General features: G+C 64.9%; 19 protein-coding genes and 1 pseudogene. 7 read left to right on the forward strand and 13 right to left on the reverse strand.

Features of this window, described 5'->3' with window-relative positions; genetic code table 11:
- Window positions 1–47: 47 nt before the first annotated feature.
- The 5 genes from tmk to DYI42_RS04415 are packed head-to-tail and all read left to right on the forward strand — an operon-like array spanning window position 48 to window position 4349.
- Window positions 48–677: a dTMP kinase gene (tmk, locus tag DYI42_RS04395; RefSeq protein WP_213544708.1), complete on the forward strand. Its 630-nt coding sequence runs from the start codon at window positions 48–50 to the stop codon at window positions 675–677.
- The gene (locus DYI42_RS04400; RefSeq protein ID WP_213544709.1) at window positions 674–1834 is read left to right on the forward strand and encodes a DNA polymerase III subunit delta'; all 1161 of its coding nucleotides are present in this window, start codon (window positions 674–676) and stop codon (window positions 1832–1834) included. The genes tmk and DYI42_RS04400 overlap by 4 nt, the downstream gene beginning before the upstream one ends.
- Window positions 1835–1846: 12 nt before the next feature.
- A complete protein-coding gene (locus DYI42_RS04405) occupies window positions 1847–2632 on the forward strand; it encodes a TatD family hydrolase (RefSeq protein WP_213544710.1) in 786 nt (261 codons plus the stop codon).
- Entirely contained in the window at window positions 2629–3423 is a 795-nt protein-coding gene (locus DYI42_RS04410) for an MBL fold metallo-hydrolase (RefSeq protein WP_213544711.1), read from the forward strand. The genes DYI42_RS04405 and DYI42_RS04410 overlap by 4 nt, the downstream gene beginning before the upstream one ends.
- A complete protein-coding gene (locus DYI42_RS04415; RefSeq protein ID WP_213544712.1) occupies window positions 3420–4349 on the forward strand; it encodes an AEC family transporter in 930 nt (309 codons plus the stop codon). The genes DYI42_RS04410 and DYI42_RS04415 overlap by 4 nt, the downstream gene beginning before the upstream one ends.
- 92 nt (window positions 4350–4441) lie before the next feature.
- Here DYI42_RS04415 and DYI42_RS24165 read toward each other — a convergent pair.
- The 5 genes and pseudogenes from DYI42_RS24165 to DYI42_RS04435 all read right to left on the reverse strand — a co-directional run.
- A pseudogene (locus tag DYI42_RS24165) lies at window positions 4442–5287 on the reverse strand (ABC transporter permease); the annotation flags it as partial.
- 15 nt (window positions 5288–5302) lie between these two features.
- The gene (locus tag DYI42_RS24170) at window positions 5303–6946 is read right to left on the reverse strand and encodes an ABC transporter permease (RefSeq protein ID WP_244867533.1); all 1644 of its coding nucleotides are present in this window, start codon (window positions 6944–6946) and stop codon (window positions 5303–5305) included.
- Window positions 6939–7241, reverse strand: a complete 303-nt coding sequence (locus DYI42_RS04425; protein ID WP_213544713.1) for a DUF1330 domain-containing protein — start codon at window positions 7239–7241, stop codon at window positions 6939–6941. Before DYI42_RS04425 ends, DYI42_RS24170 begins: the two co-directional genes overlap by 8 nt.
- A 92-nt stretch (window positions 7242–7333) precedes the next feature.
- The gene (locus tag DYI42_RS04430) at window positions 7334–8449 is read right to left on the reverse strand and encodes an extracellular solute-binding protein (protein ID WP_213544714.1); all 1116 of its coding nucleotides are present in this window, start codon (window positions 8447–8449) and stop codon (window positions 7334–7336) included.
- A gap of 82 nt (window positions 8450–8531) precedes the next feature.
- Window positions 8532–9635, reverse strand: coding sequence for an ABC transporter ATP-binding protein (locus DYI42_RS04435; RefSeq protein ID WP_213544715.1), 1104 nt, complete (start codon window positions 9633–9635; stop codon window positions 8532–8534).
- Window positions 9636–9931: 296 nt separating this feature from the next.
- Between DYI42_RS04435 and DYI42_RS04440 the strand changes: the two genes are divergently transcribed.
- Window positions 9932–10339, forward strand: coding sequence for a RidA family protein (locus DYI42_RS04440; RefSeq protein ID WP_213544716.1), 408 nt, complete (start codon window positions 9932–9934; stop codon window positions 10337–10339).
- Between the two features lie 73 nt (window positions 10340–10412).
- Complete coding sequence (locus tag DYI42_RS04445) at window positions 10413–11627, forward strand: threonine ammonia-lyase (RefSeq protein WP_213544717.1); 1215 nt, start codon at window positions 10413–10415, stop codon at window positions 11625–11627.
- Window positions 11628–11630: 3 nt separating this feature from the next.
- Here DYI42_RS04445 and DYI42_RS04450 read toward each other — a convergent pair whose 3' ends face one another.
- The 8 genes from DYI42_RS04450 to tssK all read right to left on the reverse strand — a co-directional run bounded on the left by DYI42_RS04450 (window position 11631) and on the right by tssK (window position 24544).
- Window positions 11631–12107 carry a GNAT family N-acetyltransferase gene (locus DYI42_RS04450; RefSeq protein ID WP_213544718.1) on the reverse strand — a complete coding sequence of 159 codons (477 nt, stop codon included), beginning with the start codon at window positions 12105–12107 and terminating at the stop codon, window positions 11631–11633.
- Window positions 12108–12117: 10 nt separating this feature from the next.
- Window positions 12118–12555 (reverse strand): type II 3-dehydroquinate dehydratase, encoded by a 438-nt coding sequence (gene aroQ / locus DYI42_RS04455; RefSeq protein ID WP_213544719.1) that lies wholly within the window; start codon window positions 12553–12555, stop codon window positions 12118–12120.
- Between the two features lie 134 nt (window positions 12556–12689).
- Window positions 12690–15194 (reverse strand): serine/threonine-protein kinase, encoded by a 2505-nt coding sequence (locus tag DYI42_RS04460; RefSeq protein WP_213544720.1) that lies wholly within the window; start codon window positions 15192–15194, stop codon window positions 12690–12692.
- A 6-nt stretch (window positions 15195–15200) separates the two neighbouring features.
- Complete coding sequence (locus DYI42_RS04465; RefSeq protein ID WP_213544721.1) at window positions 15201–15980, reverse strand: PP2C family protein-serine/threonine phosphatase; 780 nt, start codon at window positions 15978–15980, stop codon at window positions 15201–15203.
- Between the two features lie 74 nt (window positions 15981–16054).
- The gene (gene tagF / locus DYI42_RS04470; protein ID WP_213544722.1) at window positions 16055–17839 is read right to left on the reverse strand and encodes a type VI secretion system-associated protein TagF; all 1785 of its coding nucleotides are present in this window, start codon (window positions 17837–17839) and stop codon (window positions 16055–16057) included.
- A 21-nt stretch (window positions 17840–17860) separates the two neighbouring features.
- Entirely contained in the window at window positions 17861–21457 is a 3597-nt protein-coding gene (gene tssM / locus DYI42_RS04475) for a type VI secretion system membrane subunit TssM (protein ID WP_213544723.1), read from the reverse strand.
- A gap of 64 nt (window positions 21458–21521) precedes the next feature.
- A complete protein-coding gene (icmH, locus tag DYI42_RS04480) occupies window positions 21522–23207 on the reverse strand; it encodes a type IVB secretion system protein IcmH/DotU (protein ID WP_213544724.1) in 1686 nt (561 codons plus the stop codon).
- The gene (gene tssK, locus DYI42_RS04485; RefSeq protein WP_213544725.1) at window positions 23207–24544 is read right to left on the reverse strand and encodes a type VI secretion system baseplate subunit TssK; all 1338 of its coding nucleotides are present in this window, start codon (window positions 24542–24544) and stop codon (window positions 23207–23209) included. Before tssK ends, icmH begins: the two co-directional genes overlap by 1 nt.
- Window positions 24545–24694 lie beyond the last annotated feature (150 nt).

Raw genomic sequence — 24694 nt, forward strand, 5'->3', positions numbered from 1 at the left:
TGGGCGAGCGGTTTGCGCCCGCCAGAACCTCGGTATAACGTCCGCCCATGACACAGCCGCAGGGCCTTTTCATCACCTTCGAGGGCATTGATGGCGCCGGGAAATCCACCCAGGCGCGGGCGCTTGGCGCGTGGTGTGAGGCCGGGGGCCGCGAGGTCGTGCTGACGCGTGAGCCCGGCGGTTCGGCGGGGGCCGAAGAGATCCGTCGGCTGCTGGTGGAGGGCGCCCCCGACAGGTGGTCTGGCGAGACCGAGACGCTGCTGTTCACGGCTGCGCGGCGCGATCATCTGGAGCGGGTGATTGCCCCGGCGCTCGAGGCCGGGAAGGTTGTGATCTGCGACCGTTTTGCCGACTCCACCCGCGTTTATCAGGGCGCGGCACGGGGGGAGTTGCGTGCGTTTGTCGACACGTTGCATGCGCTCGCGATCCAGCGCGAACCCGACCTCACACTCATCTTGGACATGGATCCGGAGGTGGCGCTTTCGCGCGGGTTGGCGCGGCGCTCGGGCGAGGACCGGTTCGAGGAAGAGGGGCTGGCCTTTCAGCAGAAGCTCCGGGCCGGGTTTCTGGCCCTTGCGGAGGCCGAGCCGGGACGCTGTCGGTTGATCGACGCGGGCCGCGCGCCTGAGGCCATCACCGCCGATGTCATCGCCTGCGCGCAGGAGGCCCTGCGATGAGTGCCGCGCCTCTTGGCGTGGCCGAAGAGATGCCCGAGGCCGACCGGCTGGGCGACTACCCGCACCCGCGCCATACCGAAACGCTCTATGGGCAGGAGGAGGCCGAGGCACGCTTTCTTGCGGCCTTCAACTCCGGCCGTCTGCCACATGCCTGGCTCATCACCGGGCCGCGCGGAATCGGGAAGGCCACGTTGGCGTGGCGCATTGCGCGCTTCCTGATCGCGACGCCCTTGGCGCAAGACGAGGGGCTCTTTGGAGAGCCCGAGATGCCGGAAAGCCTCGAAATCGACGCGGGGCACCCGGTGGCGCGGCGCATCTCGGCAGGCTCGGAGGGCAACCTGATGCTGCTCCGTCGCAAGTGGATGGAAAAGCCCGCCCCTGCCCGCTTCAAGACGGTGATCGACGTGGAAAGCGCCCGCGACCTGAAGAAGTTCTTTGCCTATTCCGCCGCCGAAAACGCGCGCCGGGTGGTGCTGATCGACAGTATCGACGAGATGAACGCTTCTGCGGCAAACGCGGTGCTGAAGGTGCTGGAAGAGCCGCCGGAGAACACGGTGCTGCTTCTCATTTCCCATGCGCCCGCCGCGCTTTTGCCAACGATCCGCTCCCGTTGCCAGGTGCTGCCCTGTGCGCCACTCTCGGAGGCGGCCCTCACCGCTGCGCTGCGTGAGGCGGGAGCGGAGCCGCCGGAAGACGCCGGGCAGAGGGCCGCCCTCAGCGCGCTCTCCGAAGGCTCGGTGGCCACCGCGCTTCAGTTGATCGACGACGAGGGCCTTGCGCTTTATGCCGCGCTGGTGGCGCTCTTCCGGGATCTGCCACGGCTGGATCGGCCCGCCACCCTTGCCATGGCGGCGAAATGTGGCGGGCGCGATGCGCAGGACCGATTTCGCCTCACCACACGGCTGATCGACACCCTGCTTGCCCGCATCGCCCGCACGGGCGCGCTTGGCCCGCCCTCGCCCGAGGCGGCCCCGGGCGAGGCCGCTCTGCTGGCCCGGCTCGCCCCCGATGCCGCTCGTGCCCGTGCCTGGGCCGAGCTGGCCGCCACCCTGGGTGCCCGCGCCCGCGCCGGGGCGGCAGTCAACCTTGACGCTCCCGCCCTCATCACGGATATCTGCCTGAAAATCTCCGAGGCCGCCGCCGAAATGCGCCTCTGAGCTGGAGCCTTCATGCCGCCTGAAATCACCGACAGCCACTGCCACCTCGACTTTCCCGACTTCGAGGGAGAACTGCCCGAGATCATCGCCCGCGCGAAAGCCGCAGGCGTGGGGCGGATGGTCACGATCTGCACAAAGCGGGCCGGGCTGGCGACGGTGCAGGCGATTTCCGAGGCTTACCCGGAGGTCTTCCACGCCTTCGGCATCCATCCGATGAGCGTGGCCAGCGAACCGCTCATCACCGTGGACGAGCTGAAAGCCGCAGCGACGCACCCCAAGTGCGTCGGCATCGGCGAGACGGGGCTGGACTATCACTACACCGCCGAGAGCGCCGAGGCGCAACAAGCCTCGTTGCGCCTGCATATCGAGGCGGCCCGCGACACCGGCCTGCCGCTCATCATCCACGCTCGCGCCGCCGATGACGACATGGCGGCGATCCTGCGGGAAGGCTACGAGTACGGCCCATATTCCTGCGTGATGCATTGCTTCTCCAGCTCCGCCGAGCTGGCCCGCGCCGCGCTGGACCTCGGGTTCTACCTGTCGATGTCGGGCATCGCCGCCTTTCCCAAGAGCCAGGAGCTACGCGACATCTTCGCCGCCGCCCCGCTGGAGCGGATTCTGGTGGAGACCGACAGCCCCTACCTTGCCCCCCCGCCCCATCGCGGCAAGCGAAACGAACCGGCCTACACCGCGCATACGGCGAAGGTTGGGGCCGAGGTTTTTGGCCTCAGCTACGAGGACTTTGCCGCCGCCACCCAAGCTAATTTCGCCCGCCTCTTCACCAAGGCGGTCGCATGAGTTACCGCTTTACGATCCTCGGCTGCGGCTCTTCGGGCGGCGTGCCGCGCCTGCCCGACAACTGGGGCGACTGCGACCCGAAAAACCCGAAGAACCGTCGCAGCCGGTGCTCGATGCTGGTGGAGCGCGATGGGCCTGAGGGCACGACGCGCGTGCTGATCGACACATCGCCGGATCTGCGAGCACAACTGCTTGCCGCCAAGGTGGGCACGCTCGATGGTGTGGCCTTTACCCACGCCCATGCCGACCATACCCACGGCCTCGATGATCTGCGGATGGTTGTCTACAATATGCGCGCGCGGGTCAGGGTCTGGGCCGACGGGGCCACCACCGATGATCTTATCGCCCGCTTCGGCTATGCCTTCGTGCAGCCGCCCGGCTCGGATTATCCGCCGATCCTTGACCTGCGCGGCATCGATGGCCCCTTCACGGTGGAGGGTGCGGGCGGGCCGATAACCTTGACGCCCTTCGAGGTGGAGCACGGGCGGATTGACGCCCTCGGCTTTCGCATTGGCGGGCTGGCCTATCTGCCTGATGTTTCCGATATCCCCGAGGCCGCCTGGGCCGGGCTGGAGGGCTTGGATGTCTGGGTGCTGGACGCGCTGCGCCGTACGCCCCACCCCTCCCATGTGCACCTCGAAAAGGCGCTGGAGTGGATCGCCCGGGCCGCCCCCAACCGCGCCGTGCTGACCAACATGCATATAGATATGGATTACGACGCGGTCGAGGCAGAGACCCCGGCCCATGTCACCCCCGCGTATGACGGGATGGTCCTGAGCCTGCCGGAATGAGCGCGCTCACCTCCGTTATCCTCCCGGTCTTCCTCGTCATCGGCTTTGGCTACTTCGCGGTCTGGAAGCTGAACTTCAAGCCCGAGGCGACCGATCTGCTGATGGGCTTTGCGCAGAATTTCGCGATCCCGCTCCTGCTCTTCGCCGCCATGACCCGGCTCGATCTGGCGGCGGGCTTCAAGCCTTCGCTGCTTCTGTCCTTTTATGCCGGGGCCTTCGTGAGCTTTGCCGCAGGCATCGCGGGCGCGCGGTTTCTCTTCAAACGCGAGTGGGAGGATTCGGTCGTTATCGGCTTCGCCTGCCTCTTTTCCAACTCGCTGCTGCTGGGCCTTCCGATCACCGAGCGCGCCTATGGCGAGGATGCGCTTACAGGTAACTACGCCATCATCGCCCTGCACGCGCCGGTGCTGCTGACCAGCGGGATCGTGGTGATGGAACTTGCCCGCGCCCGCGGCACGCCGCTTTCGGCCCTGCCCGCCCGGGTGGCGCGCAACGTGTTTCGCAACGGGTTCATCATCGGCATCCTCGCGGGCCTTGCCGTCAACCTTACCGGTCTGCCGGTACCCGGCGTCATCATGGATGCCGCCGACCTCATCGCCCGCGCCGGGCTGCCCGCTGCGCTCTTTGCGCTCGGCGGGGTGCTCTACCGCTACCGCCCAGAGGGAGATATCCGCGTGGCGCTGATGGTCTGCCTGCTGGCCCTCGGGCTGCACCCGGCGATCACGTGGAGCCTTGCCCATCTCACCGGGGTCGACACACCGGGCCTGCGCTCTGCCACCATCACTGCGGCCATGGCACCGGGGGTGAACGCCTATATCTTTGCCAATATGTATGACCGCGCCAAGCGCGTGGCGGCCACCGCCGTGCTGATCGCGACGGCGCTGACCATGCTCACGGCATGGGGCTGGCTCTGGCTGCTGCCGTAAGAGGCGCTGCTATCCTCGGGCCTGACCCGAGGATCTCCTGGCTGCCGAGAGGTCCCCGGGTCAGGCCCGGGGACGATGCTTCCTGCGCCCGATCAGCCGGGCGACATACCCCTGAGCCGCTCGCTCCGCCGCCGCAGGATTTCCACCGTGGTCAACAGTGCGATGGAAATAATCACCAACATTGTCGCCACGGCGAGGATGGTGGGGGAAATCTGTTCACGCAGGCCGATGAACATCTGCCACGGCAGCGTCTTTTGGCCCGCCGAGCCCACAAAGAGCACAACGACCACTTCGTCGAAGCTGGTGATGAAGGCAAACAGCGCGCCAGAGATCACGCCGGGCAGGATCAGCGGCATCTGCACCTTGAAGAAGGTGCGCACCGGGTCAGCGCCCAGCGAGGCCGAGGCCCGGGTGAGCGAGCGGTCAAAGCCCACCAAGGTGGCCGTCACGGTGATGATAACGAAGGGAATGCCCAGCGCCGCATGAGCCAGCACCACGCCGAAGTAGGTGCCTTGGAGCCCGATCCGGCTGTAAAAGAAGTACATCCCGGCTGCGGAGATGATGAGCGGCACAATCATCGGTGAGATGAGCACCGCCATGATCGCCCGCCTGAACGGCACATGTTCGGAGCTGAGGCCGATGGCGGCCAGGGTGCCGAAACTGACCGAGAGCAAGGTGGCGACCGGCGCGATGGACACCGAGTTGCGCAGCGCCTGCTGCCAGTCGGAGGTGCCGAAGAAGTCACGGTAGTGCTTCAGCGAGTAGCCATCGGGATCGAAGCTCAGCATCTCCGGCGTGAAGGTGAAGAAGTTCTCCGCATTGAAGCTGAGCGGCATGATCACCACGATCGGCGCGATCAGGAAGAAGAAGATCAGCCCGCAGATCACCCGGAAGGCATAGAACCAGATGCGCTGGCCGGTGGTGGCATAGGGAGGAAGTGTAACCATGTTCTCTTACCCCAGCTTCACGTTGTCGATGCCGACGATCTTGTCGTAGGCCCAGTAGAGGATGAGCACCGCTGCCAGCAGGATGGCGCCGAGCGCGGCACCAAGGCCCCAGTTGAGCGACGACGAGATGTGGTAGGCGATCCGGTTGGAGATGAACGTGCCCGTGGTGCCGCCTACGAGGGCCGGTGTGATGTAGTAGCCGATGGCGAGGATGAAGACGAGGATCGAGCCCGCCCCGATGCCCGGCACTGACTGCGGGAAGTACACCCGCCAGAAGGCCGTCCAGTTGGTGGCACCGAGGCTCTTGGCCGCGCGCACGTAGCTGGGCGGGATGGTTTGCATCACCGAGTACATCGGCAGGATCATGAACGGCAGCAGGATATGTGTCATCGCGACGATAGTGCCGAACTGGTTGTTGATCATGATGAGCCGGTTCGCATCATCGACGAGGCCGATCCAGACCAGGACATCGTTGATAACTCCCTGTTGTTGCAGCAGGACTTTCCAGGCCGAGGTTCGCACCAGCAGCGATGTCCAGAATGGCAGCAGCACGAGGATCATCAGCAGGTTGGAGATGCGCATCGGCAGGTTGGCCAGTAGGAAGGCCACCGGGTAAGCCAGCAAGATGCAGCTGATGGTGATGACGAGGCTCATGAACATCGTGCGTTTGAACAGAAGGCCATAGATCCGCTGGTCCTCGTCCTGCCGCTCGATGCCCTCGGGCGTCAGTTGCAGATCGACCGAGTTGAGGAAGTAGCCTGAGGTGAAGCGCGGGCTGTAGGCCTTGATCGTGCCCCAGACCTCGATATCGGCCCAATCGTCGTCGATGTCGATGAAGGCGGCCTTGTAGCTCTGGCTTTCGAAGCCCCCCACGGCGGCGGCGGCCTCCTGCAAGAGGTCGGCCTCCGGGCCACTGTAGCCCTGAACGCCTGCACCGCCGGAGAGGTCTTCGTAGAGCATCGCATAGGCAAGCGGCCAGGGATCCTCTTCGAAGGGGTTGTCCTCGTCCTCGGTCTGCGCGAACTCGGCGAAGGCGGCGTATATCTCGGCGGTGTTGGGGAAGGCTTCGGCCACGCCATCGCGCAGCGAGAAGGTGGCCTCGGCCCCCTCTTCCGCCTGCGCGTCCAGCCATGCGTCGGAGCCGAAGATGCGAGCCCATGTCTCGGGCTCTTCCCAAGCTTCATTCAGGTCTTCGAACTGGTCCTGGTAGAATTCGCCGATGTCCTCCACACCACGGCCCGACTTGCGGAACAGCGAGGAGATGCCGGTTGTTTCGTAGTTGAGGCGCGAGCCGAGGCGGGTGTGTTCCTTGTACTCGGCGGCGATTGTCATGTCGCGGGCCAGCGCGGCATAGACCGGTTCGCCGGGTGCCTCGCCGCTGGCATATTCCCACTCCTTCAGTGCCACGACCGTGCGCGGCAGGGTATCGGCGACGATCTCGTTCTCGACCGAGCGGAACAGCATGTCGGCGATGGGAGCGATGAATGTGACGAGGATGAAGATGAGCAGCGGCGCGATCAGCGCCAGCGCCCGCAGCTTCTGCCGGCGCAGGGCACGAGCGAGACTGCGCTTGAGGGGGGTGCCATCGGCGGCCAAGAGGCGGCCCTGGGCATCGGTCTCCTGATGGGTGGCAGCGGTGGCGTCAGACATCCGTGTGACCTTCAACAAGAATGATGGTGCTTTCGGCTGTCGCCTTACGGATCAGCGAAATTTCCTGATAGTCGGGGTCTTCATAGGCGGCTTTCGCTGCCTCGAAACTGTCGAACTCGAAGACCACGTGGCGCATGCCTTCGGGCACGTCGCCCTCGGGCGCCTCGGACTTGCCGCCACGGACAAGGAAGCGTGCGCCATGTGCCTTGAGGATCGGCGTATCGCCGGTGACATAGGCCTTGTAGCCCTCCGGATCGTTCACGACGATATGGCCGATGATATAGCCCTTGGGCATGTCCGTCCCCCGATTTTTTGTGGGTGGGGCGGCCCCATGGAGGGGCCACCCGATCTTGAGGGGTGAGCCGCCGGCCCACCCGTGCCATTGGCTTACTGCGCGAGCCAGGCCTGGAATTTGGCGTCCAGGTCATCGCGGTAATCAGCCCACCACTCGTAGTTGTAGAGGAAGGTGTTGGTGGCGTTCGCCGGATCGGTCGGCATGTGCGGACCCATATCGATGCCCAGCTCGGCATGCTGGCCAACCAGCGGTGCCGAGGACTGACGCGCCGGACCGTAGGAGATGTACTTGGCCTGGTCGGCGAGGCGCTGGGTGTCGGTGGCGAACTTCACGAAGTCCTTCACGCGGGCCAGGCGATCTTCGGGCAGACCGGCGGGAATGATCCAGCCGTCAAGGTCGAACACCTGGGCGTCCCAGAGCATGGCAACCGGCTGGTCCTGCTCTTCGATCACTGAGAACAGGCGACCGTTGTAGGTGGAGCCCATCACAACTTCGCCGTCGGCGAGCAGCTGGGGCGTGTCGGCACCGGCCGACCACCAGATCACGTCATCCTTGATGGTGTCGAGCTTGGCGAAGGCGCGGTCCTGGCCCTCTTCGGTCTCCAGCACGTCGTAGACGTCTTCCTTGGCGACACCGTCACAGATGAGCGCCCATTCCATGTTGTTGATCGGGCGCTTCTCGAGCGAGCGTTTGCCCGGGTAGGCCTCGGTGTCGAACACCGCGCAGACGTCGGTCGGCGGGGTGTCACCCACCATGTCGGTGCGGTAGCCGAAGGTGGTGGAGTAGACGATCTGCGGGATGAAGCAGTCGGAAACGATCAGGTCACCGAAGTCATCGGAGGCCTTGGTGCCATCAGGCGCATCCGCCAGCAGCTCGTCGGGATCGTATTCCATCGCCAGGCCTTCGTCGCAGAGGCGGATGGCGTCCGAGGCCACCACGTCGACGAGATCCCAGGTCACGTTTCCGGCCTCGTTCATGGCGCGCAGCTTGGCCACGGCCTCGTTGGAGCTTTCGTCCCAAGTGGCCGAAACGCCTTCGTTGGCGGCCAGGTAGGGTTCGACATAGGCCTTCTGCTGCGAGGCCTGATAGGCGCCGCCCCAGCTGACCAGCGTCATGCTGTCGGCCATGTTGCCATGGGCTTCGGCAAAGGCGAGCCCGGCCGACACGGTCAGCGCGGTGGTCGCCAGAATGGTTTTCTTCATAGTCATGCGTGTGCACTCCTTGTTGTCATGCCCGTATTATCTTGTGCGTGCCCCGCACCCCGGGCAGGCGGGGGCACTCGCGGCGCGCTCAAGCGTCGAGCGCGCGGCAATCCTCGGGGAGCCAGCCGATCTTGACGGTCTGGCCCGGTGTCATCCGCGCCACATCGGGCGCGTTGCGGGTTTTCACGATGAAATTCTCGTTGCCCGCCACCTTCAGCCGGGTGCGGAAGATGTCACCCATGTAGATGAACTCCAGCACTTCCGCGTCGAGCGTGTGGGCGTCGTCTTGGAGCCTGTCGGGGTTGGTTTCCACCCGTTCGGGGCGGATCGAAACGCGCGTCCGGTCTCCGGCCTTTTCGACGTTCACCGCCTTGGCCTCGATCAGGGCCTCGGAGCCATCGAGCTTGATCGTGGCAATGCCGCCGCTCAGCTCCTTCACCACGCCTTCGAGCGTGTTGTTCTCGCCGATGAACTGGGCCACGAAGCTGTTTTGCGGCGCCTCGTAGAGCTCATCGGGTGGCGCGAGCTGCTGGATGCGGCCATCGTCGAACACCGCCACGCGGTCCGACATGGTGAGCGCTTCGGTCTGATCGTGCGTCACGTAGACGGTGGTAATGCCCAGATCGTGCGCAAGGCGGGTGATCTCGAACTGCATGTGTTCGCGCAACTGCTTGTCGAGCGCGCCCAGCGGCTCGTCCATCAGCACCAGCTCGGGCTCGAACACCAGCGCCCGCGCCAGGGCGATCCGCTGTTGCTGGCCGCCCGAAAGCTGGGCCGGACGGCGCCCGCCGAAGGCGCCCATCTGCACCATGTCGAGCGCGCGCTTCACCTTGCCTTCGCGCTCGCTCGCACCCATGCCGCGCACTTCCAGCGGGAAGGCGAGGTTTTCGGCGACGGTCATATGCGGAAACAGCGCGTAGTTCTGGAACACCATCCCGATGCCGCGCTTGTGCGGCGGGATGTTGTTGATCGGCTTTCCGTCCAGCTTGATTTCGCCGTGTGTCGCCGTCTCGAAGCCCGCAAGCATCATCAGGCATGTCGTCTTGCCTGAACCCGACGGGCCGAGCATCGTCAGAAACTCGCCTTTCGGCATCGAGAGGTTGAGATCTTTCACGACAAGCGTTTCGCCGTCGTAGCTTTTCTGGACGCGTTCGAACTCTACGAAGGCGTCAGTGGCACCCTGATCCAGCAAGGCAGCTCCTGTTGTTGGTCGTTATCGGCCGCCTCCCCAGGTGGCCGCTCCCTGTGATGCCAGACTAAAACAAGCGCGCGTCTGCATTACAATGGTCAAATGCGACTATTTTCAGCAATTTCGCGTGCTTTCGGCATGGAGTGGCTTGGCGCACAATAGCTCCGCAGGGCGACGGAGGTTTGCACGGATGTTGCGCGCCTGCCGGACAGACAGCCTACTGACACGAGGCGTCAGGAGCCCATTGGCCGCCCCCGAAGCGAAGCCCAGATGAGGAACAGGAGCGAAAGGAAGCCGACATGCCAGAGCCAATCACCAGAATGAACCCTGCCACGCTGCCCGATGCCGGGGCCATGGGCTATTCACAGATTTCCGTTGTGGAGCCGGGGCGGATGGCCTTTGTTTCGGGCCAGGTCGCCACCCAGGCGGATGGCGCGGAGCCGCCCGAAAGCCTCCTCGCCCAGACCCGGTTGGCCGCCAGCAACGCCCGCGCCGCGCTGGAGGCACTTGGCGCCGGGCCGCAGGATATTGCGATGTTGCGCATCTACGCCGTCGATCTCACGCCGGCCCGACTGGCCGAGGCCTACCCCGAGATCACGGCCTTCCTCGCCGGGGCACGGCCCAGCGTCACCGGAATCGGCGTGGCCGCACTGGCCGCGCCCAATCTCCAGATCGAGTTGGAAATGGTGGTGCGCCTGCCCGACTGAGGGATGCGCCCGGACTCGTTGACATTCGGGGCCTGCACGGCGAAGCCTCTGGGGCATTCAAGGACGCCGCCCCATGACCCTTACCGCCGACCTCATCCGCGAAACCCATGCCGCGATCGCGCCCGACACGGTACGCACCCCGCTGGTGCGGGCCGCGCGTCTTTCGATGATGCTGGGGTTCGACCTGTTCCTGAAACTGGAGAACCTTCAACACACCAATGCATTCAAGGCCCGTGGGGCTCTGGCGAAGCTGCTGACGCTCGACGCGGCGCAACGCGCAGCGGGCGTGATCGCCTGTTCGGCAGGCAACCACGCACAGGGGGTCGCCTATCATGCCACCCGGATGGGAATTCCTTCGGTGATCGTCATGCCCGAGGGCACCCCCTTCAACAAGGTGAAGCGCACCGGAGACTTCGGCGCCGAAGTCGTGCTGCACGGCACCAGCTTTGACGAGAGCGTACAGTTCACCCAGGATCTCGCCGCCGCACGCGGGCTGACCTTCATCCATCCCTTCGATGATCCCGTCGTGGCCGCAGGACAGGGCAGCGTTGCGCTTGAGATGCTGGAGCAAAACCCCGCCCTCGACAGCATTGTGGTGCCGATTGGCGGGGGCGGGCTGATCGCGGGCATGGCCACGGCAGCCAAGGCCGAGAAGCCGAAGATCGAAGTGGTGGGCGCGCAGGCCGAGGCCTTCAACGCGGTGAAGGCGGCTTATGAGGGCAGCGCGGCGCATACGATCGGCTCGACCCTTGCCGAGGGCATCGCCGTGCGCGCGCCATCGGCGGCCAATATCGAGATCATCCGCCGCACGGTGGACCGGATCGACACCGCCAACGAAGCCGAGATCGAGGATGCGGTGTTTGACCTGCTCTCACATGAGAAGCTCGTGGCCGAGGGCGCGGCTGGCGCGGGGCTTGCCGTGCTCAAGGCCCATGCCGCGCGTTATGCAGGCAGGCAGGTTGGCCTCGTCGTCTGCGGCGGCAACATCGACTCGCGCCTGCTCTCCACCCTGATCCTGCGCGGGTTGGTGCGCGACGGGCGCATCACCCGGCTCATCTTCAAGCTCGACGACCGCCCCGGCCAGCTGGCCGACATTGCCCGCATCATCGGGGACGCGGGCGCCAACGTGGTGGAAGTGATCCACCAACGCATGATGCAGAGCGTAGCGCTGAAGCAGGCGGAACTGGAGGTGGTGATCGAAGCGCGGGATGCCGGACATGTCGATGAGATCACCGCCGCGCTGCGGGATGCGGGCTTTGCGCTGCGGGTGGGGACAGAGGCGATCTGACGGTCAGACGCTGAAGGCCACCGACGTCCACCTGATCCCGTGAACGCTAAGGCGGTGCTGCTCTCGCCCGTCCTGCGGGATCACCCGGGGCCAGAAGGCGGCAGCTGGGCGATTTTCGTCATACCAGGTGATTTCCCATTCGCCTGGATGCGCGGCAAACAGGCGGCCCAGCGCCCGGCGCCCTATGCCGCGCCGCCAGTAGGGGCGAAGCACACCAAACTCGGCGATATACCAGCATGGGCTGCGGGGGCGGATCGTGCATGTGCGCGTGAGGAGTGCAAAGCCCACTGGCATTTTGCCCAGGCTGAAGAGGTAGGGATGGGCCCAAACCTCGTCGAGGATTTCGTGCTCGTACCGACCCGCGGCATTCGTCTCGGTGCCGAACCATTCGGCCATGTCATAGAGATAGAACTGGAGCAGGTTCGCGATGACCGGCCTGTCTGCTTCGGTGGCGGGCCTGACTTCAAGCGGCAGAGGCAACGGCCCCGCCTCAGCCCTGCCCCGTCATGCGCAGGATGCGCTGCACGGCCAGCTCATAGCCCTGCGTGCCACAGCCCACGATGATGCCGTCGGCACGGGCCGAGATGTAGCTGTGATGGCGGAAGCTCTCACGCTGGTGGACGTTGGAGATATGCACCTCCATCACCGGGCCCTCAAAGGTGTTCAGCGCATCGAGGATTGCCACCGAGGTATGAGTGTAGGCCCCGGCGTTCAGCACGATGCCCAGCCCATCCTCGCGAGCCTCGTGAATGAGCTCCACAAGCCCGCCCTCATGGTTGGACTGCGCATCGCGGACCGGCACCTCGCCAGCCACTTTGGCGCAGGCGGCGACGACATCGGCCAGCGTCTCGTGGCCGTAGATCTCGGGTTGGCGCTTGCCCAGCAGGTTGAGATTGGGGCCGTTCAGAATGTAGATGCGCTTTTCCATGTCACCCTCTCCGTGTTCGCGCCCTTTTCCCCGGCGACGCCGCCAAGATCAACCCTGCGGGTAGTAGGCAAGGCCAGCCACAAGGTGCCAGACAAAGCGTGTCTTGCGCCGCAGGCGCGCAATTTGGCAGCGGCTCACTCGGCGTTGTCGTCGAAGCGGAAGTAGCCCAGGGCGGCAGAGGCGGAGTTTTCCTCCTCTGTGCCGCGCTGACGGATCTCGGCCTGGATGATCGGCATGAGGCTGGCGGTGGGCGTGCCTGCCTGCGTATCCGCACTGCCGATGCGGCTGTTGGAGGCGATGGCCAGCATCAGGTAGGGCACGATCTCGCGATCATCCGCCCCCTGGGGCCGAAGCGCCAGCGCGAAGGTGGCCGTGCCGTCATCCTGCGGCTTCAGGCGCGAGGTGAGGTTGTAGGCCCCGCCACGGCTGTCGATCAGGAAGAGCGTGATGTTCCGGCCGTCGATCAGGTCGATGGTGCCGCGGATCGGGTCACCGGCTTTCAGCACGTCACGGTCGAGCTTGAGTAGCGGGGTCCGGGCCTCGGAACGACCGAGGTTCTTGACGAAGGTCACCACGGCGCACTGGCTCTCGTCGACCAGCCGGACGCCGATCTTGGGCTCGGTTCCGAACTCGTCGCGGAAATCCGTCAGCAACTCCCAGAACGGATCGACCGAAGTGGCGTAGCCCTCGATCTCGAAATCTGTGGGCACGGGCGAGCGGATGCCCACGTGCACGCAGCGGGGCGTGGAGTAGTTGCGCACCCAGGAAATCATCCGACCGATGGTGTCGAAGTCGATATCGCCATCCCCCTCGCCGCCATTGTCCTGCTCAGTCGGGATTACCGTGCCCTCGGTCGGATCGAGCGTGTCGTCGATGGCCGCAACCTCGCCGCCGGTGAGCGGGGGCGTTGCCGGGTCGGTATCAGGGTCTGGTGTGTTCGGGTCGGTATCGGGATCAGGCGTGTCCGGGTCGGTGTCAGGACCCGGCGTGTCCGGATCGGTATCGGGATCCGGCGTGTTCGGGTCGGTATCGGGATCCGGCGTGTCCGGGTCGGTGTCAGGATCAGGCGTATCCGGATCGGTGTCGGGATCAGGTGTATCCGGATCGGTGTCGGGATCCGGTGTATCCGGATCGGTATCCGGGGTTGGGGTATCGGGGTCCGTGTCCGTATCGTTCACGGCCACGTCCTCGTCACAGTTGTCGATCGGATTGCCGTTATCGTCGAACCGCAGCGTGCCGCCGCAATCCCGGTCATCGGTGGCAATCGGTCCATCCGTGCTCGAGTCGTCGGGGTCAGGTGTGTCCGGCCCATCATTGGCGCCAGGGCCGACACCCGGGATGAAACCACCGAAATAGGCCCCTGCCCCACCGCCACCGATCAGCACCAGCGCGAGCATGGCCGCGATCATGCCACCCTTGCCTTTCTTGGCGGGTTCGGGGGGCGGCATCGTCTGCGCAGGCGGCAGCGTTGAGCCGACACCAGTGCGTTGCGGCGGAGGCGTGGTTGTCGGGAACGGGCTGTCGGTGCCCGCGTCCTGCGGCGGCATGCTCTGCTGCGGCGGATTGGTAAAGGCATAGGCCGGCGGCTGGGAAATCACCGTGGCCTGATGCTCCGGCGGCATGCTCTGCTGTGGCGGAATGCTCTGGGGCGGCTGGGAATATTGCGGCGGCACCGACCCCTGGTTCGGCGGCACCGAGGTTGCTGCAGCCGGCCCGCCCTGCGCTGCGGCCATGCCCGCCGCGAGAGCTGCGGGATTGTCGAGGTACTCCAGCACCTTCGACATGCTCTCCGGTCGCTTCTCAGGGTCCGGCTGGAGCATCATCTCGAGCAGCGGGCGCAGCTCGTCATGGACGCCCGAGAGGTCTGGCACATCCATCCGGCGTTCCACCGCCTCGGCGGGGCTGTCGCCCATGTCGATCGGCTCGCCCCGACAGGCGGCTGCAGCCACCAGCGCGAGGCTGTAAATGTCGGACGTGCCCTCGATCACCCCCTTGAAGCGGCCAAGCTGCTCGGGGCTCACGTAGCCATACTTGCCGGCGAATTGCCCGCCCAGCAGCGTGCCTCCGCCGAAGTTGGCGGATTTGGCGATGCCGAAGTCGATGATCTTGGTGTGAGAGATCATCCCATCCTGAATGACCACGTTGTCCGGTGAAAGGTCGCGGTGAACCACGCCGAGATCATGTGCCTTCTGCAGGCCGGAGGCCACGCGGCGCATCATCGTCTTCACGTCCTCGGCGGGCATGCTGCCCTCTTCGGCGTAGTAGTCGGCGAGGCTGCGGCCCTCGACGAACTCCATCACCAGGCAGGCGCGCTGGATGCCGGGATCGACGGTGAAGAGCATGTAGCGCACGATTGCATCGTGGTGGAGGCGGCCCAGAACGGTGGCCTCCTTCTGGAACATGCTCAGGATCTTCTCGTCATGGGCCAGCGCGGCCAGCACGATCTTGATCGCCACCGGCTCTTCGGTGTGGATGTTGAACCCGCGATAGACCTCGCCCATGCCGCCGGTGGCAATGTGCTCGGTGATCTCGAAGGTGCCCATGATCTGCGTGCCGATGGCCACACCGGTGGGGGCCGCCGTGCTGATGACAGTCTTCTGGCTGCCCGGTTTGGAGTTTTCCTGCTCGTCGCTGGCCATGGGGCCTCAGATCCCTTCTTCCGGCAGATCGAAGATCGCCGTCATGGGCGTGACCTCCGTCTTGTCGAAGGCCCGCACCACGACAACGGTGGTATTGTCGGACGCGCCCCGTTGCAAGGTCAGGTCGAGCAGCATGTCGCAGGCTTTCTGCGGTTGGTGCTTTCGTGCAATTTCAAGGATTTCGTGGTCTTCCACGTGGGCCGTAAGCCCGTCGGAGCATAGAATGAAGGTGTCGCGGTTGCGCAGCGTGCCATATTTGTGGTCGAGGTGCACGTCGGGATGCACGCCGATGGCCCGGGTAATGACGTTTTTGCGCGGCCAGTTTTCCGCCTCTTCGGGAGTGATCGCCCCCCTGTCGAGCAATTCGTTGGCCTCGGTGTGATCCCGGCTGAGCTGCGTCAGCTGGCCATCGCGGATCAGATACACCCGGCTGTCGCCGGACCACACGCAGGCAAAGTGCTGATCGAAGACGAGCAGGGCCACCACCGTGGAGCCGATGGTTGCGCCCTGGCTGGCGGCATGGCTCTGGATCTGGCCGTTGGCGCGGGTGATCCGCTCAACGAAGCGGGCCTGAAGATCAGGAGCAGAACTGGCGCGCCCCACCGAGGCGAGGTGCTGAACGATGACGCCCGAGGCGAAATCGCCGCCGTGGTGCCCCCCCATGCCGTCGGCCACAACCCACATGCCACCGTCGGGGTAGGTGTAGAGGTTGTCCTCGTTGTGGTCGCGGGCATAGCCGGTATGGCTGATCTCCCCGGTCTCGAACCTGAATTGCTTTGCATTCATAAAATCGTTGCCCCGGCCCTGGGGCCCCTGAGTGTCATGCCGTTTGCCAAGTTTCCGCTACGGTGGGGCAAGGGTCAATCCTTCCCGCGTCCGCGCAGGGAGAAGAAACCCCTAATGCCGGACTTCTTGCGGCCAAGCCCCTCATCATCGTCATCCTCGTCACCGGGTTTACCAAAGGGGCTGTCTTCTCCCTCGCCAGCCGGGGTAACGGTTTCAGGCGGCCCATCGGTATCGGGACTATCGGCGGTGTCGTCCCCGTTTGTCTCAAGCGCTTTTACATCATCCGGAACGTCCTCTGCCCCTTCACTTACCGTCTCGTCCTCGGTGACCGCCTCGGCTTGCGCCTCATTCACGGCGTCGGCTTCCGGCTCCTCCGGCTCGGGGGGATCGTCGCCGGGAATGTCGAAATCATCGTCCCCCGAAACCATGGACACATCGACGACATGGCCGATATCCCCCGGTTCTTCGTCCGGTTCCGGTGCCGGGGTCGAAGGCGGCACAGCTTCGGCCTTTGATGCGATGTCAGCCGCGGGGTTGTCTTCTTCAGTTTCTTCAGTTTCCGATGCGGGATCTTCTGGTGCCTCTGGCTCCTCGGACGGAGCGCTTTCGGCAGCGGGCTTCTCGGGGGAATCCAGCCAGGGAACCACCTCGTCATCGCCGCTCTCTTCTGCTGCGACTTCCTCGGCTTCCGGCTCATCCTCCAGCCAGGGGACGACCTCTTCTTCCGTTTCCGCCGTCTCCCCCGGTTCGGACAGGCTGGAGTACACGTCTTCGCCCGTTTCCGCAGCTCCGATGCCATAGGGCTCGGGCCCCGCATCGAAGAGGTCTTCCGCCGGCTCCTCCTCCGGCTCCCGCTCCGGTTCAGGGGGCGCTTCCGCTTCGGACGCTGGTGCTTCCGGCTTTGCCGGCCCTGCATCTGGGAAGTCCCATTCCTCCTCTGGCAGGTCGAAAGGGCTTTCGGCGTCATCGCCGGTTATCGCCTCGGTCCATGCGTCATCGACCGCGTCCGAGGGGGCGGCCCAGGCCAGCTCTTCGCGTGAGGACTCGGCGCCCCAGGCGGCGGCGGCTTCGGCCTCTTCAGCGTCGCCGATCAGATCACGCGGCGGCACGGTGGTTTCGCGCCCGCGCGCGGTGGCGCCGGCACCGGCCGATGCCGCAGCAGCGGCAGGACGCGCGGCAGCGGCAGGCTGCTGAACGCGGGCCGGCGGCCCGAAACCGCGGAGCATTGCCATGAACCCGGCCACATCGGGCATCCCCTCCAGCGCGATCATCCCCGGGCCGACGTAATCGTTGCCTCCGGTCCACCAATAGCTGCGCCCGAAGGCGGCAAGCTGGTGATCATGATCGCGCACATCGGCCAGCATCTGGCCCAGCCCGTGCTCGCCATAGGCGAAGAAGGCGTTGCGCCGATCTTCGCCCAGTGCGCAGGGGGCGGCATTTGGCTCGGGCAGCGCGGATAGAAAGCCGTCTACATCGCCATCGAAATGCGCCGTTTTGGCCGAGAGCAGCGCGCGTTCAAGCAGGCCGTACCAATCTTCCATCGGATCGGAGAGCGGCGGCACCGGATGGTTGTGGCCCAGTCCCGAAAGCACCAGCGTGAGCGGAAACTGCCGCCCGACCCTGTCGACGGAAGCCGTCAGCGCACCCGCCATGGCATGGCCGAATACGCCGGGGCCGATCCAGAAGCGCCAGACGGGACTTGCCTCATAGACCTGTGCCCATTCGCCCGCGAGGTGATGCTTGGCCCCGCTCATCGCCTTTTCCAGCCAGGCTTCCCAGAACGACAGCACCTCGGGCGGCATCGACCGGGTGATGAAGTCGCCCTTGGCGGGCAGTTTTCCAAAGAGGCCGAGGGGCATGGTGCGGTCAGCGACCTCCTGTCACAGCCCGGTGGGGCATTTGAACTCGGTGAGTTCGTTCATGAAGAACGGGTTGGTATCGGAGGCGAGCGTGATCTTGTAGGCAATGTGACGCCCGTCGATGGTGTAGCGCACCGCGATCACGTTGCCCGAAACCTTGGGCCGCCCCTTGTTGAGGAATTTCACGAAGGCCCAGCTTCCGCCCTCACTGAGGGTGGATTTCCGGCCCCGCATATCAGGTGTGAAGACCAGCTCGACGTTGGCGCCCGCCATGCTGCCCGGCCAGCTCACGTTGGCGGGCGTATTGCCCTTACGGCGTGTGAGGATGACCTGACCGTTGATGGTAAGCTGCGCCGTTTCCACCGCACCGTGCAGCGAGGTGGGGATCACCTCCATATCGATCTGCGGAATGCCGCCCCCGGTCGGGAAGAAGGCATCCCGGATCTCGGCGGCACGTTCGAACTGCTTGAGCGTCGAGGTGGAGAGTTTGCCGGCCAGCGGGCCGGTGTCTTTCCAGGTCCAGGCGCCACCGCTGGTGTTGGCATACTGGCTGAGGTTTTCGAGGAAGAACCTGTCAATCACCCCCTGCGGCGCAAAGAGGCGGGCAAAATCCACAAGTCCGACCTCGCGGGCGCTGTTCTGCGAGAAGGGGAACTTGCTGTCGATCGCGGCCTGGCAGACCTGTGTGACCTGCTGATTCAGCAACTCGTTCAGCCGCGCGACGGAGGTGTTGGCCGCATCGCCCTCGAAGTCGTCCACCGCCTCCTGGATCATGCGCTCCATCGGCTTGGGCAGGCGGGAGCTGGCCTGCTTCAACGCGCCCAGCTTGGCAGGCATCTCGCGGTCGGCCACCTCGGGAAAGTCGACGGCGGTGATGAGGGTGCGCTGCATGTCGCCCAGCGTCTGGATCAGGAAGTCGATCCGGCGCTGCGGCGGATCGCCGACCATCAGGTCATGCCAGTCGGCATAGTAGGCCTCGATCTCGGCACCCGGCAGGCGCGTGGCCCCGCCGCCGCCACCGGAGGTTCCGGCGCGTTCCTGGCTCTTGCGGAAGGCCACATCGAGGCCGATCCGCGCGAGGCCGGACTGGCGGTTGATGAAGATCTGCGCGGCCCGCTTGCCGAACTCGCCGCCCGCTTCTGCGGCCTGTCCCGCCGCGGCTTCCGGGTCCATCCCGGCGGGCGGCTCATCGGCGCCCTTGTTGTATTCCGCCGTCAGCGAGGTCTCTTCCATGATCTCGGTGGTCAACAGAAGGATCGGCGACGTGCGCGGCGCGGAGGCCGCCGCAAGTGCCTGGTAGGAGGGCCTGTCGGCGCTCATCGGGCGCAGTTTTACGAGGCCGAGCACCCTGTCCCACTCCTCGATCCAGTCGTTGGTGTAGCGCTTCAGCAGGATCGGGCCGAGCCCCTTGATCTGGTCTTCGATCTGCGCGTCTGCGGCATACTCGCCCATGACCCACTGGTCTTCAGTGAGGTTCTCGGCGATCTGGCTGAGCTGGGGCAGGAAGAACTCGTGGAAGCCGGCATAGGTGTAGAGCGGCGAGATCACCAGCTCGTCAAGCGCGCGGCCATCAACGCTTTCGAACACAAGGTCAGAATCGCGCCCACCTCGGCCCGCGATGGTGAAGGGTTCGATCCCGGCGAACTCGGCGGTGGCAAGGATCAGGCTGTAGGCCTGGTCTTCCACGTTCATCCGCGCCAGCAGACGCTCGCCCTGGTCGATCAGCGCACCATTCAGCTCGAAGCTGGGCTGCTGGGCGGCGTCGAGCTCCAGCATGGCCACGAGGTGGCGCTCAAGCGCGGCCCGGGTCTCGGGGTTGGTGCCGGAATAGGTGTTGCGGCGCCAGTCGTCCCGGAAGTAGCCGATGACCAGTTCGTCATCGCTTTGCGGGGCGAGGTTGCCCATCAGCTTGTAGACCTTGAGCGTACGATAGACGGCGAGCACCTCGCCGGTACGAATGGAGTTCTCGAGCTGCTGTTCGAGCTGGAGGATCAGGCGGGAGCGGAACATCCTCTCCAGCGCCTGGCGGTAGGTCACCGTGGCCGCCGAGCGCACGGAGCCGCGCTGGCTGAGCCCGAAACGCTCCGACATCGGTGTTTCGGTTTCGGTATCGGCGTAGCCCATAGGCATGTTGCGCAGCATTTCGAGGTGCGGCAGCACCTGGAGCAGGTCGATGTCCTCGACCTTGCCGCTGTTGATCTCGTCCTGCGCGGCAAGCTCGTAATCCGAGATCGCCGCTTCGGCGGTGTCGATCAACTGGCGGTTCTGATAGAAGCTCAGCCCCCAAAGCCCCAGCATGCCAAGCGTCGCCAGAACGATGAGCGTGATCGTCGAGTAGCGCCAGATGGCGGCGCGGCGCACCGCGCGCTTGTCGGTGGAGACCCACCCGGCTTCGGCAAAAATCACCTTTTTCAGCAGGTCGTGCAGGAAGAAGCTCTTGGCCTTGCCAGACATCTGCCCCTGCGCCATGCCGCCGAAGTTGCGTTGCATTGCGCCCAGCACCTGGTCGATCGGGGTGCCTTCCTGGGTGCCGGAGGTGAAGTAGAAGCCGCGCAGGTTGGCCGCCACCTTGTAGCGGGTATGGCCGAAGACACCGCGCATGAAGTCGCCCAGCCGGTCGCGCAGCATGGCCACCTGCCCGGGGAAGCCGAAGATGGCGATGCGGTTGATGCCGTCGGGCTCTTCCTGAAGCCGGTCGGTGACCTCTTCAGAGAGCCGATTGACCAGCGCATCATACTCTTCGCTGAAGCGCTCGACGGTCTGCTCCTTCTTGCTCTCGGTCTGGAAGGTGTGGCCCCACACCTTTTGCCGCCGCGACTGCGAGAAGGAGCCGAAGAACTCCATGAAGCCGGAGATCAGGTCAGCCTTGGTGAACATCACGTAAACCGGGAAATCGACGCGCAGCTCGTCATTGATCTCGTTGAGGCGCGTGCGGATGATCTCGGCGTGGGCCTCGATCTCGGCGGGGCTCGCCGTCATCAGCTCCTGCAGCGAGATGGCGAGCATCACGCCATTGATCGGCTGGTTGGCGCGATAGGTCTTGAGCAGCTTGAGGAAGCTCGCCCAGCTCTTGGAGTCGGCCTCCGCGTCGCTGTCATGGGTGGTGTAGCGCCCGGCGGTGTCGATCAGCACCGCCTCTTCCGAGAACCACCAGTCACAATAGCGGGTGCCGCCAACACCGGCCACGGCCCCCTCGCCCTTCTCGGCGAGCGGAAACTTGACGCCGGAATTGAGCAGCGCCGTTGTCTTGCCAGAACCGGGCGGGCCGATGATGATGTACCACGGAAGATCGTAGAGGAAGCTCTTGGAACCGCTTGATTTTTTGAGCACGGCCATGGCCTCGCCCATCTTCTCACCCAGCACCTCGCCGTCGCCCGTGACCTCCGGCTCGGTCAGCGCATCTTCCAGCGCCTTCGCGGCCCGGCGGCGGCGGATGAACTTGACCAGGTAGACGATGCCGACCGTCAGCCAGACCACCGCGATCATCAGGATTCGCACCCAGATCGGCTCGAAGGGCGTCGCCTCGCCGAAGCCGACGAGCGGCAGGGCAAACCAGACCACCGCAAACCACAGCAGCAGGGACAACACGACCAGAATTCCGATGATCCAGCGTTTCATCTCGACGTCCTTTCGCCTGTCAGGCGCTTATCTCTTTTCCAACCGGCGTCCCTCGCCGTGCGTCTTAAATCTGTTGCTCCAGCGTCTCTTCGCGCTGGATCATGATCTCCACCCGCCGGTTCTGGGCCTTGCCCTCCGGCGTGTCGTTGGAAGCAATCGGCTCGTCCTCGCCGCGCCCGTCCACCTCGACACGGTCCGGGTCGCTCAGGAGCGGGGTGATGACGCCCGCGACGCTCTTGGCGCGGGCGACCGAGAGCTCGAAATTGTTCTTGTACTTGCCGCGGCCCGACAGCTTGTCGCTGTCGGTATGGCCGATGAAGCGGATCGGGCCCGGCTCGTTCTCGATCACCTGGGCGATCTCTTCGCCGAGCGGAACGAAATCGTCCTTCACGTCGGCCTTGCCGCTGTCGAAGAGGATCGAGTTGTCGAGCTTGATGACAATGAAATCACCCTTCACCGCCACGTCGATGGCGCCATTGCCTGCGAAGGCCTCTTTCAACCGGTCAAGCTGGCCGGTTTCAGGCGGCGGTGGCGGAAGCGGGGGCGGTGCGATGGGGCCGGAGGTGCGGCGCACCAGCTCGATCATCTCGGTGGGGTGCAGGTTGCGCATGTTCTCGGTCAGCTCGTAGCCTTCCGAGTTCAGCATCAGCCGCATCCCGAAATAGCCGCCCGCCAGAACCGCGGAGGCCAGGATGGCGTAGGCCCAGACAGGCACCTTGGTGAAGCTGCGCCGTGCGGCCAGTTCGATGCCTTTCCAGCGCGGGCTTATGTCATCGTCGCCGCGCGACTTGACCCGACGCAGCGCCTCGTAGATGCCGCGCTTGATCTGCTGCAGCTTCACGTTTCCGCCGTCCATCGCGCGATACTGGCCTTCGAAGCCCAGTTGCAGGCAGATCAGCATCAGCTCAAGCAGGTGATATTTGTTGATTGGGTTCTGGAGGGCCTTGTCGACCTCCTGGAAGAAGCCCACACCCGCCGTCCGCTTGTTGAAGAAGCGGGCTGACATCGAATACTGCAGCCAGACCGAGCGGTCGGTGCCCGGCAGGTTCTGCACCACGTCGTCGGCGAGACCACAGACGCAGTACTTGGCAATGAGCGCGTCGGTCTGATCCACCCCGCGCTCCAGCATCTTTTCCTCGAAGGCCTCGATCTCTTCGGTCACGTGCTGCATCAGCGGCACGGCATGCATATCCACGACCTGGCTGCGCAGGCGACCGAAGAGCACCAGAAGCGCGCCGCAGGAGGCCACGATGGGGTTGGCATCGGCCGACATGCCCGATGTCTTGGCCGACAGCGCCGCATCGAGGCTGATCTTCTTGACCGCCGCCCGCATGACGGGCTCTTCCTTCCGCATCTCCGGAAAGAAACCTTCCTGCTGCGGCTTGGCGCCCATCCACTTGGCCGTATTGCCATGGTCCTCCGGGCCGCCGAAGCCGCCCGATTGGCCGGGAGGCTGGCCGAAACCGCCGCCGCCGCCCTGGCCCGGCGTCTGGCCACCGCCGCCACCGCCCCAGACGTCGCCACCCTGGTCCTGGTCGCCGCCACCGAAGCCGCTGTCTTGCCCGCCGAAGCCGCCGCCCTGCCCCGGTTCGGGCGTCGCCGGTGGCGGGCTGCCCCATCCGCCCTGAGCGGGCATCGAACCGCCGATTACCGTCTTCTGCGAGCCTGGACCCGATGTCTTCTGGTCACCGAAGGCCCCGCCCGGCATCGGGCGGATCACGGTCTTGCCAGAGTCCTTCTCGTCGCTCATCAGCTATTCTCCTGGATGCCCCAGATCTCCAGCTTGAGACCGGGCCAGTTGCCCGCAAAGTGCAGGCCGATCGCGGGCGCTGTCGAAAACTCGCGCCAGAGCGGGTTGTTCTTGTCGATCTTGAAATAGACGTGGCTGGTCACCGCCCTGATCTGACGCGGCGGCGAGGGCATGTGTACCAACTCCAGCCCAGGCAGGGCGTTGTTGACGATGGTGTTCATCTGGGTGTTCGGACCCACCTTGCAGAGCGCAGGGAACTGCTGCTGGATCTGGGTGAGCGGCTTGTCGGCGCTGACCTCCAGCACGAAGGCGGCATCGCGGAACAGGTTGCGGTCGACGACCTTGGCCATGAAGCTGCCCGATCCGGGGCGCAGCTCTTCGACGTTGAGACGCACGGCGCGGCCCACGTCACGGCTCAGGAGCCGCTGGATATCACGCACGATGGGCTCGAAAATCTCTTCGAGATTGTCCTGGTCGTAGGGCGGGTACTCCACAGCCAGCCGCTTCTCGTCGAAGGTCCAAAGCTCGCCCACCAGCCGCAGAAAGAGCTGATAGAGCTCTTCAGGATGGGTGTATTTGGAATTGCGGTAGTGCCGCAGCAGGCCGATCTCGCGGTTGAGCACCAACAGCATGAAGTAGTCGGTGGCCTGAAGCCCGCCGCCGGAGGACGGATCGGAGGCATAACGGGCGAGGCTTTCGAGCTTGGTTTCGACCCACCCCACCACGCGCTCGATCCAGCCGGCCACAACGGGGTGGGCGTGAATCGTCAGCACCGGCGGCGCGAATTTCTCGTCGAATATCACGTTCTTGTCGCGCACCTCGACAATGCGCGCCAGCCGCAGGCAGTTGTAGCCGGGCTTCTCGGTCTTGCGGACGTCGAATTCGACGCGGGGGTGGGCCACCTCGATGTCCTGTTCAAGACGCATCGCGGCGGTGCTGTCGGCCACCGTTTCGGCTGCGAGTCGATAGCGCGCAGAGCGGCTGGACTCGTCCTCGGTGCCGACCTCGCGCCCGTTGACCTGCACCATGGGCAGGGTCAACCACACGCTTTGGCCCTCGCTCCCCTCTGGAATGTCGACAGGCGGCGGAAGCTGCGAGGTGCCGGGCATGTCGAAGGGCGTGCCATCGGGAAAGATGCCGGTCGCCGAGCGCAGGCCGAACTTCATCTGCTGGGCGACGTCGCGATCTATCTCGATCTGGGAGAATCCCCAAGGATAGGGAGAGGCAAGCCGCGTGCGGGCCTCGAGCAGTTTCTCAAAGTAGCGGTCGCTCTGTTGGAAGTGATGCGGCTGCAAAAACAGCCCCTCCTTCCATGCGACTTTAGAAAACCAGGACATTCAGGGCTCGCAGCGCATTCCAATTATCGTTTCGCAATATACTGGCAGGATCGGACCTAACCTGAAAGGCACAAATAACTGACAGTTCCGGCAAAAGCTCCGGTCCGTGCCCACGCACCTTGCCAGAAACAGCCGGGGTGCCGCAAGGGC

It is taken from the genome of Vannielia litorea, assembly GCF_018424695.1.
In the GTDB taxonomy this organism is placed as follows: Bacteria; Pseudomonadota; Alphaproteobacteria; order Rhodobacterales; family Rhodobacteraceae; genus Vannielia; species Vannielia litorea_A.

Bases quoted from the DNA above. Each gene is read 5' to 3' on its own strand.
- DYI42_RS04405 (WP_213544710.1), top strand. From the start codon at position 1,847: ATGCCGCCTGAAATCACCGACAGCCACTGCCACCTCGACTTTCCCGAC.
- DYI42_RS04445 (WP_213544717.1), top strand. From the start codon at position 10,413: ATGACCCTTACCGCCGACCTCATCCGCGAAACCCATGCCGCGATCGCG.
- aroQ (WP_213544719.1), bottom strand. From the start codon at position 12,555: ATGGAAAAGCGCATCTACATTCTGAACGGCCCCAATCTCAACCTGCTG.
- DYI42_RS24170 (WP_244867533.1), bottom strand. From the start codon at position 6,946: ATGTCTGACGCCACCGCTGCCACCCATCAGGAGACCGATGCCCAGGGC.
- DYI42_RS04400 (WP_213544709.1), top strand. From the start codon at position 674: ATGAGTGCCGCGCCTCTTGGCGTGGCCGAAGAGATGCCCGAGGCCGAC.
- DYI42_RS04430 (WP_213544714.1), bottom strand. From the start codon at position 8,449: ATGACTATGAAGAAAACCATTCTGGCGACCACCGCGCTGACCGTGTCG.
- tagF (WP_213544722.1), bottom strand. From the start codon at position 17,839: ATGCCCCTCGGCCTCTTTGGAAAACTGCCCGCCAAGGGCGACTTCATC.
- tssM (WP_213544723.1), bottom strand. From the start codon at position 21,457: ATGAAACGCTGGATCATCGGAATTCTGGTCGTGTTGTCCCTGCTGCTG.
- DYI42_RS04410 (WP_213544711.1), top strand. From the start codon at position 2,629: ATGAGTTACCGCTTTACGATCCTCGGCTGCGGCTCTTCGGGCGGCGTG.
- DYI42_RS04465 (WP_213544721.1), bottom strand. From the start codon at position 15,980: ATGAATGCAAAGCAATTCAGGTTCGAGACCGGGGAGATCAGCCATACC.
- DYI42_RS04440 (WP_213544716.1), top strand. From the start codon at position 9,932: ATGCCAGAGCCAATCACCAGAATGAACCCTGCCACGCTGCCCGATGCC.
- DYI42_RS04415 (WP_213544712.1), top strand. From the start codon at position 3,420: ATGAGCGCGCTCACCTCCGTTATCCTCCCGGTCTTCCTCGTCATCGGC.
- icmH (WP_213544724.1), bottom strand. From the start codon at position 23,207: ATGAGCGACGAGAAGGACTCTGGCAAGACCGTGATCCGCCCGATGCCG.
- tssK (WP_213544725.1), bottom strand. From the start codon at position 24,544: ATGTCCTGGTTTTCTAAAGTCGCATGGAAGGAGGGGCTGTTTTTGCAG.
- tmk (WP_213544708.1), top strand. From the start codon at position 48: ATGACACAGCCGCAGGGCCTTTTCATCACCTTCGAGGGCATTGATGGC.
- DYI42_RS04425 (WP_213544713.1), bottom strand. From the start codon at position 7,241: ATGCCCAAGGGCTATATCATCGGCCATATCGTCGTGAACGATCCGGAG.
- DYI42_RS04460 (WP_213544720.1), bottom strand. From the start codon at position 15,194: ATGGCCAGCGACGAGCAGGAAAACTCCAAACCGGGCAGCCAGAAGACT.